Origin of the sequence: Phenylobacterium sp. (assembly GCF_019636135.1) — a bacterium.
In the GTDB taxonomy this organism is placed as follows: Bacteria; Pseudomonadota; Alphaproteobacteria; order Caulobacterales; family Caulobacteraceae; genus Phenylobacterium.
In genome coordinates, this window is the sequence record NZ_JAHBYD010000013.1 from 111,655 (window position 1) to 121,674 (window position 10,020).

9 protein-coding genes are annotated in these 10,020 nt (G+C 73.5%); 3 read left to right on the forward strand and 6 right to left on the reverse strand.

What is annotated here, in order from left to right:
• Positions 1-210 precede the first annotated feature (210 nt).
• The 3 genes from KF737_RS11215 to KF737_RS11225 are packed head-to-tail and all read right to left on the reverse strand — an operon-like array spanning position 211 to position 3,172.
• A complete protein-coding gene (locus tag KF737_RS11215) occupies positions 211-1,101 on the reverse strand; it encodes a hypothetical protein (RefSeq protein WP_296454436.1) in 891 nt (296 codons plus the stop codon).
• On the reverse strand, positions 1,098-2,012 hold the full coding sequence (locus KF737_RS11220; RefSeq protein ID WP_296454438.1) for a diacylglycerol kinase family protein: 915 nt from the start codon (positions 2,010-2,012) through the stop codon (positions 1,098-1,100). Before KF737_RS11220 ends, KF737_RS11215 begins: the two co-directional genes overlap by 4 nt.
• Positions 2,009-3,172 (reverse strand): CDP-alcohol phosphatidyltransferase family protein, encoded by a 1,164-nt coding sequence (locus KF737_RS11225; protein WP_296454440.1) that lies wholly within the window; start codon positions 3,170-3,172, stop codon positions 2,009-2,011. The genes KF737_RS11220 and KF737_RS11225 overlap by 4 nt, the downstream gene beginning before the upstream one ends.
• Before the next feature lie 77 nt (positions 3,173-3,249).
• Between KF737_RS11225 and KF737_RS11230 the strand changes: the two genes are divergently transcribed.
• Complete coding sequence (locus tag KF737_RS11230) at positions 3,250-4,134, forward strand: metallophosphoesterase (protein ID WP_296454441.1); 885 nt, start codon at positions 3,250-3,252, stop codon at positions 4,132-4,134.
• Positions 4,135-4,177: 43 nt separating this feature from the next.
• Here KF737_RS11230 and ppc read toward each other — a convergent pair whose 3' ends face one another.
• From ppc to KF737_RS11245, 3 genes are read right to left on the reverse strand one after another with little or no spacing between them, the layout of a single operon-like run.
• A complete protein-coding gene (gene ppc, locus KF737_RS11235) occupies positions 4,178-6,814 on the reverse strand; it encodes a phosphoenolpyruvate carboxylase (RefSeq protein WP_296454442.1) in 2,637 nt (878 codons plus the stop codon).
• Between the two features lie 23 nt (positions 6,815-6,837).
• Entirely contained in the window at positions 6,838-7,266 is a 429-nt protein-coding gene (locus tag KF737_RS11240) for a hypothetical protein (protein ID WP_296454443.1), read from the reverse strand.
• Between the two features lie 51 nt (positions 7,267-7,317).
• Positions 7,318-8,949 (reverse strand): Na+/H+ antiporter, encoded by a 1,632-nt coding sequence (locus tag KF737_RS11245; protein ID WP_296454451.1) that lies wholly within the window; start codon positions 8,947-8,949, stop codon positions 7,318-7,320.
• Positions 8,950-9,074: 125 nt separating this feature from the next.
• Between KF737_RS11245 and KF737_RS11250 the strand changes: the two genes are divergently transcribed.
• The gene (locus KF737_RS11250; RefSeq protein ID WP_296454445.1) at positions 9,075-9,458 is read left to right on the forward strand and encodes a DUF5367 family protein; all 384 of its coding nucleotides are present in this window, start codon (positions 9,075-9,077) and stop codon (positions 9,456-9,458) included.
• A 39-nt stretch (positions 9,459-9,497) separates the two neighbouring features.
• Positions 9,498-10,020, forward strand: a 523-nt coding sequence (locus KF737_RS11255) for a hypothetical protein (RefSeq protein ID WP_296454447.1), incomplete at its 3' end; no start/stop codon positions are given.

The following is a 10,020-nucleotide window of genomic DNA, read 5'->3' on the forward strand; positions in this document are numbered from 1 at the left end:
CCGCGCCTGCCTAGCGGCCTTACCTGCGAAGATGCAAGGACACCGAAGCGCTGGCGGCCGGTCCGTCCGACGGTCGCCGAAGCGCGCCAGCCGGGCCGGGACGGGCGCCAGGGCGCGAACCGGCCAGCGGTGCGTCCCCCCTCCTTGCAGGCGCAAACGGCCCGCCCCGATTTTGGTTCCCCGCGACGTGGCGAGGCGAAGGGGCCGCCGTCAGCGGCTGCGCGCGCTCCGGCGGCGGCGCAGTTCCAGCCAGGCGCCGGGGGCGGCCAGGAACGGGTGGCGCTCGCGCCAGGGGGTGACCTCGATCTCGACGCCGGTGTGGCGGGCGATCTTGTAGGCGGCGTAGCGGGCGGCTCCGTCGAAGGTGAAGGCGGCCTTCAGGATGCGGGCGATGTTGAGCGGCTTGCCGGCGAGGCTGGGCAGCGTCCAGCCGGGCAGGCCCCGCTTCGCGGGCGCAAGCACGTCCCCGGCCCGCTCGAAGCGGACGCCGCCGGCGGTCCAGGCCAGCGGCAGGACGGCGTCGTAGCGCCCGGCGTCGTGGGCCATCACCGTGTCGGCGCGGTCGGCGGCCTCCACGCGGAACTCGGCGGCGTAGGTCCTGCGGAAGAGGGCGGACCAGAAGTCGGCGGGGCGGCCACGGCGGGGGCCGAGCCGGGCGGCGAAGCGGCTGGCGGTGGCGACGGCGGCGGCGACGGCGTCGCGGGCGGCCGCGGCGGAGGCGGCGTCGGCGGACCAGACGCGCTGGCAGGGCTGGACGAAGCGGGCCCAGACGGTGGTGTCGAGGGTGCGGCCGGCGGCGGCCTTCGCGAAGGTCGCGAGCGGCAGGGTGGCCACCTTGGCCTTCAGGCCGCCGACCTCGTGGTAGCTGACCTCGGGCCAGAGCACGCGCTCCGCGAGGCCGCGCAGGCCGCGGCGGTGCGGGCGCTTCGTCAGGCGGTAGAAGTCGAGGACGCCGGTCAGGTCCCCGGTCCGCAGCGTCGAGCCGTAGTAGAGCACCGCGGCGTCGGTCGCCGGGTCGGCGAGCGCGGCGGCGAGGCGGACGACGGCGTCGGGCGCGGGGCTCGCCAGCTCAGCCTCCACGAGGGCGCCCAGCGCGCTCACGGGATCACGAACTCCAGCTCGGGCCCCTGGCGCACGGTGAGCTCGCCGCCCCCGTAGATCTCGCCGTCGAGGACGAAGTCGCCGGACCAGCTCATGTCGAACGCGGTCAGGTCGTCTCGGCGGTAGCCCGCCTCGGCCAGCCAGGGCGCGTCGCGGCCGCCGAGGATCACCGGCAGGGCCCGGTGGAGGCGGCGCGGCGGCGCCTGCACCGAGATCGTCTTCAGGCCCTCGCGCGGCTCGCCGAACGGCTTCAGGCCCAGCGGGAAGCGCTTGAGCGTCGACGCGATGGTCAGGAACCACCGCGGGGCCGGGTCGAACGAGACCTCGACGGCCTCCCCCTGGCGCCAGGCGTTCGCGGAGCCGCCGAACAGGGCGCCGACGGCGGCCTGGACGATGGTGACGGCGATGGCGGCGTCGTCGAAGAGGCCGATGCTGTGGTGCTTCTGGGCCAGCTCGGTGGCGCGGACGAAGGCGCCCGTGCCGAACAGGAAGCCGCGGCGCTCGGGCGCGGGTTGCCCGGCGCGGACGATCTCCAGGCACCGGCGGCGCTTGGTGGGGCGGCCGGCCTCGGCGGCGGCCAGGAGCTGCTCCAGCGTCGTGCCCAGCGGCGACCCGATGTCGAGGGCCAGCGCATTGGTCTTGCCGTTGGGCACGATGGCGAGGCGCGGCAGGCGGCCCCCTTGGGCCTCCCTGTAGGCCTCCGGCAGGCGGGTGATCACCTCGCGGATGGTGCCGTCGCCGCCATCGACGACCACGAGGTCGACGCCGTGCTCCGCGAAGCGGCGGAGGCTGGCGAACAGCTCGGCGGGCTCCTCGGGCGCCACCTCGACGACGACTCCGGGCAGCGGGGCGACGTCGCCGCCCCGGTTGCGGTGGCTCTTCTGGTTCCAGATGACGCCCGCGCGGATCAACGCGAGAGCCAGGAGACCACGCGCTCGCGCGGCGTGGCGAAGGCCTGGGCCAGTTGGGCGGTGTGGACCGCGAGGCTGAGCGCGGTCCAGATCGCCACCAGGTAGAAGCCGACGTCGGGCCGGCCCAGGGCCCAGGCCGGCGTGAGGATCAGCAGGTTCGGATTCCGCCGCGCGGTGATCTGGCGGAAGAAGCTGTCGAAGGGCCGCCAGGCATGCACGTGCATGCCGAAGGCGCGCATGAAGATCCCCTCCTCGACCCGCTGGACGACATAGCCGATCAGGATGACGGCCAGCGCCAGCTCGGCCAGCGGCAGCGGGCTGAGGTGGATCCACTGGACGTACCAGGACGCCGGCGGCGGGTTCCCGGGATGGAAGGCGCCGACGTACCAGGCCCACCACCAGAACGGCGGGTGGATCAGGTCGATGCCATGGTCGAAGACGTTGCCGATCTTCGAGCTGGTCATGGTGACGCGCGCCAGCTTGCCGTCGACGGTGTCGAGGAAGGTCATGATCCAGGCGCAGATCAGCCCCAGGCCGAAGGCGCCGTTCCAGAAGAAGTACTGGGCGCCCAGCACGCCCAGGAAGCCCACGAAGGTCACCATGTTGGGCGTCAGGCGCGCGCTCGCGCACCAGCGGGTGACGATGCGGGCCGGGACCGGCCAGACGTGCTTGGTGACGAGGTCGGTGACGCCCTTGTACGAGCCCTTGAACGTGCGGGCCTCCACGGCGCGGACGTTGTCGCGGGTGAGACGGAGGAGGATCGGGTCCTCGCGCTTGCGCAGTTCGGGGTTGTAGCTGAGCTCGGCCGGCGACAGGCGCGTCAGGCCGCCGGGGTCGGCGCCCCGTTCGATCGCCGCGGAGGCCTCGGCGGCGCGCTCGGCGTGTACGTGGGCGGCGACGGCCTGGCCGTCGTCGGCGAGCAGCACCGAGCCGGGGCGCTGCGCCAGCGTGCGGATCAGGCTTTCGTCGTAGACCCAGCCGCCCAGCGCGACGACGACCGTGCCCGAGGCGGGGGCCCGGTCCGCGGCGGCGACGCCCACGCGCCGGAAGATCCGGCGCAGGCGCTCGGCGGCGCTCATGCCCCAGATGCGCACGTCGCCCGACTCCGGGCCCGCGCCCAGGATCAGGCCCGCGGGGGCCGCTTGCGTGGTCGTGGTCAAAAGTCTCGCGCGCCTCTCACGCAAATCGGTGGAACCTGATACCCAGCGCCGTTCCCTTAGGAAAGCCGTGGGCTCTCGTGACCGCCTTCCGTATCGCCCACATATCCGATCCGCACCTGCCGCCGCCGCCCCTGCCCTTCCGGTGGTCGGATGTGGTCTCCAAACGGTCGCTGTCCCGGTTCGCCTGGCGGCGCAAGCACCATCGGCACGATCCACGGGTGCTGGACGCCCTGACGGCGAGCATCGCGGGCGCGCGCGTCGACCACCTGGTCGTGACGGGCGACCTGGTCAACTTCGCCACGCCGGAGGAATTCGCGGCCGCGAGGATGTGGCTGGAGGGGCTGGGCGACCCGGCGGCGGTGACCGTCTCGCCGGGCAACCACGACGCGCTGGCGGCGGCGGGCGCGCCGAAGGGGTTCGGGCCATGGAAGGCGTGGCTGGGCGATGGGCCGGACGCGGCCTTTCCGCACCTGCGGGTGCGCGGTCCCGTGGCGATCGTGAACCTGTCGTCGGCCGTGCCCACGGCGCCGCATCTGGCGACGGGCGCGCTGGGCCGGGCGCAGATCGAGGCGGCGCGGGGCCTGCTGGCCAAGGCCGAGGGGCTCTACCGGGTCGTGCTCGTGCATCACCCCGTGGCGGCGGGCGTGGTCTCCCGGCGCAAGTCGCTGACCGACGTCGACGCGCTCAGGGCCCTGCTGGCCGAGACCGGCTGCGAGCTGGTGCTGCACGGGCATGCGCACGAGGCCCTGCTGACCGGCGTCAAGGGCCCCGGCGGCGCCACGATCCCGGTCCTGTGCGTCCCCTCGGCCTCGACGCCGACGGGCATGGCCCACGACCAGGCGGCGCGGTGGAACGAGATCGCCGTGAGCCGCGACGGCGAGGGCTTCAAGGCCCGCGTGACCGCCCACGCGATCACCGCCGACCTGGGCGTCGAGACCCTGGGCGGCTACGTGCTGAGCTAGGGTCCGGACTCAATTCCCTCTGAGGGAATTCAATGACTTCCGCTCAGCCCGTGTTCCGCAGGCCCGCCGCCACGCCGGCCACGGTGAGCTGGATGGCGAGCTTCAGTTGCGGGTCGTCGTCGCCCGCGCGCCGGCGCGCCAGCAGCTCGACCTGGAGGTGGTTGAGCGGGTCCACCACCTCGGCCGCCAGCGAGACCGACTCGGCCATCTGCGGGTGGTTGTCCAGCAGGCGCGCCCCGCCCCGGATCGCCAGCACCAGCTCGCACGCCCGGGCGTGCTCGGCCCGGATCGCCTCGAAGATCGCCGCCCCCTTCGGATGCAGCGCCGCGTACCTGGCCGCGATCGCCATGTCGGACTGCGCCAGCGCCACCTCCATGTTGGAGACCATGGCCGCGAACACCTGGTCGGCCAGCAGGTCCTTCAGGTCCGCCACCGACAGCCCCGCCTTCGCCGCCCCGCCCGCGAAGCCGAACCACGCCGGCAGCATGACGCGCGCCTGCGACCACGAGAACACCCACGGGATCGCCCGCAGGTCCTCGATCCGCCGGCTCTTGGTGCGCGAGGCCGGCCGGCTGCCGATGTTGAGGCCCACGATCTCCGAGATCGGCGTCGCGCCCCAGAAGAAGTCCTCGAAGCCGGGGTCGTCGTAGACCAGCTCGCGATAGGCCGCGAACGAGGCCTTGCTCAGCGTCTCCAGCATGCCGGCGCAGCCCGCGTCGCAGGGTTCCTCGTCGGGCCGCGCGCTCGCCATCAGGGTCGCCGCCGCCAGGCTCTCCAGGCTGCGGAGCGCCGTGGCCGCGTCGCCGAACCGGCGCGAGATCATCTCGCCCTGCTCGGTCAGCCGGATGCGGCCCTTCACCGTGCCCGGCGGCTGCGCCATCACCGCCTGCGCGGCCGGCCCGCCGCCGCGGCCCACCGAGCCGCCGCGGCCGTGGAAGTACCAGAGGTCGACGCCCTCGCGCCGCGCCTGCGCCGACAGCACGCCCGCCGCCTTCGCCACATTGTGCCGCGAGGCCACGTAGCCGCCGTCCTTGTTCGAGTCGGAGTAGCCCAGCATCACCTCGCGCCAGTGCGCCTCGCCGAACAGCGCCGGCGGCAGCGGCAGCGCCAGCCACCGGCGCAGCAGCTCCGGCCCGTGCTCCAGGTCGCCGATGGTCTCCAGCAGCGGCGTGATGCGCACGGCGCTGCGGCCGTTGTCGCCGCCCTGCACGAGGCCCGCCTGCTTCAGCAGCACCAGCGGCTCCAGGATGTCCGACAGGCTGGCGGTCTTCGAGATGATGTAGGCGCCCAGCGCCTTCTCGCCGTACATCCGCACCACCTCGGCCGCGGCGTCCAGCGCGCCCAGCTCGCGCGTGGTCTCCTCGCTGTAGTCCAGGAACGGCGAGCGCAGCGGCCGGTCGTGGCTGAGCTCCTTCGACAGCACCCGCACCCGCTCGGCCTCGTCCGAGCCCAGGTAGTCGATGTTCACGCCCGCCCGCACGTAGAGCTCGTGGATCATCCGCTCGTGGACGTCGGCGTTCTGGCGCAGGTCCAGCGACAGCAGGTGGAAGCCGCACGCCTTCGCCACCGCGATCAGGGTCCTCAAGCGCGCGCCCACCACCCGCTCGCCCAGGTGCTGGCGCACCGATTGGCGGATCGTCTCCAGGTCGGCCACGAAGGCCGCTGCGCCCGGGTACGGCGTCGTGCCGCCCCAGTTCCCGCCGGCGATCCGGTCGGCGGTCGCCGCCAGCCGGTCCCAGATCTCCTGCAGCGCCTTGCGGTAGGGCTCGTCCTCCCGATGCACCGACGGGTTGGGCGTCACCTCGGCCAGGGCGATCACGCCGGGGCTGGCCGTCGTCAGCTCGCCGCTCACCGCCATGTCGAACCACAGCCGGCGCACCTCGTCGGAATAGTGGTTCAGGATCAGCCGCGCCTGCGACTTCAGGGCCAGCTTCAGCGTCTCGCCGCTCACGCCCGGGTGCCCGTCGCGGTCGCCGCCCAGCCACGAGCCCAGGGTCAGCGGCGTCGCCGTCTCGAACGCCTCGCTCCAGCCGTCGTAGGCGTCCGACAGCGCCGGCAGGATCGACTGCCGCACGATGGCCAGCGTGTTGCGGATCTCGTCGGCCGGCGTGATCCGCTCGGGCCGGTGCATCCGCGCCTTCCATAGCAGGCACATGGCGCGGAAGAGGTCGTCGCGCAGCCGCGTCTCCTCATGCGCCGTCAGCCCGCCCTCGGCGCGCTTCGCCATCAATTGCGAGATCTCGGCCTCGCGCTCCACGATGGCGCGCCGGCGCACCTCGGTCGGGTGCGCGGTGAACACCGGCGCCACCGCCATCCGCGGCACGATCCGCGCCGCGGCCTTGGCCCCCACCCGCGCCGCGGCCTCGACCAGCGTCGCCGGCAGGTCGCCCGACAGCTCCTGCCGGCGCCCCGCGACGTCCTCGCCGAGGTTCAGCAGGATCGACTGGCAGGTGAGCGCGCGCGCCAGATAGACCGCCTGGTCGCCGCGAAGGCCCGAGAACAGCGCCTCCAGCGCCTCCTCATCGTCCTGCTGCGCCACGCCCTGCGCGCGCCGCACCAGGGCCTCGGCGTCCTCGCCGTCGAGGTAGCGGATCACCTCGCCCAGCAGGTCCTCGAGATAGTGGACGGCTTCGCCCGCGCCCGGCGGCAGGGGAGCGGCCTCGACCTTCACATCGTCCATCGACCGACTCCCGCCGCTTGCGCCTACTGCGGCCGCACCGGGCTCGGGATGTAGGCCTTATGGCAACCGTTGCAGGCGTTGTAGACCTGATCGCCGCCGATCGTGAACGCGGCGTCCATGTCCTTGGCGCGCGCCGCCGCCTCGCCCGTCTCGCCGCCTTCGATCAGCAGCCTGGCGTACTCGTCCCAGCGCCCCGGCCGCGAGTGCTGCAGCAACGCCCGGCCCCCCGCCTGCAGCGCCTGCGCGCCCTTCACCGCCTCGGCCCAGCGCGCCTCGGCCTCGGCCGGCGTCTCCCCCTCGGGCGGGTCGTTGCCGCCGGCCCAGAACGCCAGCGCGGCGGGATTCACCCGCGTCGCCATGAGCGCCTGCACGGCGATGTCGTGGTTCACCACCTGCGCGGCCGCGGCGCCGGCGACGGACAGCAGGACGAGGGCGAGGAGGACGCGACGCATGCGCGGGAGCGTAGCGCCTCCGCGGCTGCGGTCCAGCCGGGAGGCAGGCGATCACCCCGTGTACCGCGCTTCCATCAGGTCGATGTCGCGGACCAGCTTGCGCGCCAGGTCGTCCTCGACCTCCCGCGCCCTCGCCCGCCGGTAGATCTCGTCCCGCTCGGCGCGCAGCCCCACCAGCCGCAGCCGGCGTTCGATGTCCTCGATCTTGCGCCGCTGCGCCGCGAACTCGGGGGTCTCGGCCCGGCCGTCGATGCGGGCGCGGTAGCTCTCCATGACGCGCACGGAGGCCTCGGTGTAGAGGTCGGCGTCCGTCTGGCCGGCGCCCATCGCGTGCTGTTCGTCCTCGATCGCCTGGATGGCGGCCTGGGCGGCGGCCACGCGCGTGTGGTCGATCTCGGTCTGCCGCGACGGCTCCGGCGGCAGCTCCAGCCCCTTCAGCACCCGCGGCAACCCGACGCTGGCCACCACCAGCGAGACCAGGATCACCCCCGCCGCCAGCGCGATGGCGAGGTCCCGCGCCGGGAACGGCGTCCCGTCGGTCAGCGTCAGCGGCAGGGTCAGCACGCCGGCCAGGGTGATCGCGCCGCGGACGCCCGCGAACGACATCGCCAGCATCAGCCTGCGGCTCACCTTCTGCGCCGGCTCGCCGCGGCGCCGCGCCTTGAAGATCGTCAGGCGCAGCGACGCCCACACCCAGGCGAACCGCATCGAGCCCAGCGCCGCGCTGATCGCCAGCACATAGACCAGCAGCCACCACGGCTCGGTGTGGCCCGACGCCAGCACCGTCTGGCTGGCCGAGCTCCACAGGCCGGGCATCTGCTCGCCCAGCAGCACGAAGATCACCCCGTTGGCGGCGAACTGCACCACGTCCCACACGGCCGCGCGGCGCACCCGCGTCGCCGCCAGCGCCTGCCCCGACTGCTCGGTGAAGCCCATGGTCACGCCCGCGGCCACCGCCGCCAGGATGCCCGAGCAGTGGAAATGCTCGGCCACCATGTAGGCCCCGAACGGGATCAGCAGGCTGACGAGGATCTGCGCGCTGGTGTCCTCGCCCAGGCGCTGGCTGATCTGCTGCTTGGCGAGCGAGACCGCCCAGGTGACGCCCACGCCGATGGCGATCCCGCCCAGCGCCAGCCACAGGAAGGTCAGCAGCGCCTCCTGGATCACGAACGACCCGGTCAGCATCGCCGCCACCGCAAACCGCATGCAGACGAGGCCCGAGGCGTCGTTCAGCAGCGACTCCCCCTCCAGGATGTGCATCACCCGCTTGGGCAGCGGCACGCGCGCGGCGATGGCCGACACCGCGATGGGGTCGGTGGGCGAGACCACCGCGGCCAGGGCGAAGGCCACCGGCAGCGGCATGGCCGGGATCAGCCAGTGGATCAGGAAGCCCACGCCCACCACCGTCAGCACCACGAGGCCGATCGCCAGCTCCAGCACCGTGGCCCGGTCGCGCAGCAGGTCGTCCTTCGGGATCCGCCACCCGTCCAGGAACAGCAGCGGCGGCAGGAACAGCAGGAAGAACAGCTCCGGGTCCAACTGGACCGTCGGGACGACCGACAGCGCGATGGCCACGCCGAGCCCGATCTGCACGAGCGGCAGCGGCAGCCGCGTCAGCCGCGCGAGCGCGCCGCTGACCACCACGGCCAGCAGCAGGAACAGGATCGTGACGACGGAACTCAGAGGCGCCTCCCTATGCGCATCCCTGTTAGCAGACTCGCGTGGACGTCAGTCCCCCCGTACGGTCACGGTTGTGTCAGCAGGCCGCGCGAACGGCCAGGGTCCCACCGGAACGAGGGGAAGACGTCATGGCGGGCAAGGAACTGGGCGTGCTGGCCCTGCTGGGCTTCGGCGTCTGGCTGGGCGGCGCGGTCACCTTCCGGTTCGGGGGCGGGCTGCTGTTCGGGAACGGCCCGATCGTGCTGGCCGCGAGCGCGGTCGGCGTCGCGCTCATCGTCTGCATCGTGCTGAAATCGGTGATGACCTGGCGCAGGTCGCCGCCGGACCAGGCGGTGACCGTCGCCGTCGCCATGGCGCTCCCCGGCCTCTTCGGCGACGTCGCCTACACCCTCGCCTTCGCCCCGATCACCGGCCTTTCGCCCGTCACCGCCGGCCCCTACGCCGCGCTCATCCTCTTCGGCAACGCCTGCCTGCTGGCCTATGCGCTCCGGCTCCAGCAGCGCGCGCACTGAGGCCGCGGTACTGTGTTTCCAGGAGTCCCGGGAGTACCCATGCGAACGATGCAGACCTTCTCGGCCGCCGCCCTTCTGCTGGCCGCGACGGCGGCGACCGCCCAGCCGCGCCCGGCGATCCCGGCGGTCGTCCTGACCCACATGAACGCCCTCGACTCGCGCTGCGTCGCGGCCGGAGGGCGTCCGGGCGGCGGACGGTACGTCTTCGCCCAGGACTTCACCGGCGACGGGCGGGTCGACTACCTGCTGTCCGAAGGCGACTATGCGTGCGCGGGGCGCCCCGGCCTCTTCCGCCAGGACGGCCAGGCGCGGGTCGACATCTTCGTCACCGACGCGGCCAACAATGCGCGGCGCGTCTACTCCGACACCCTGCTGGCCTACCGGCTGATCGCGGGGACGCCGGTGAAGGTCCAGATCGCCCGCAGGGGCGCGGCGTGCGGCGCCGGCGCCACGGCCGCCACGCAATGCGCCGCCCAGCTCGCCTGGAACGGCCAGGGCTTCGGCGAAGGCGTGTCGGTCAGCGACAGCGCCCGCGACGCCGCCGCGCCGCCCGCGGCCCCGC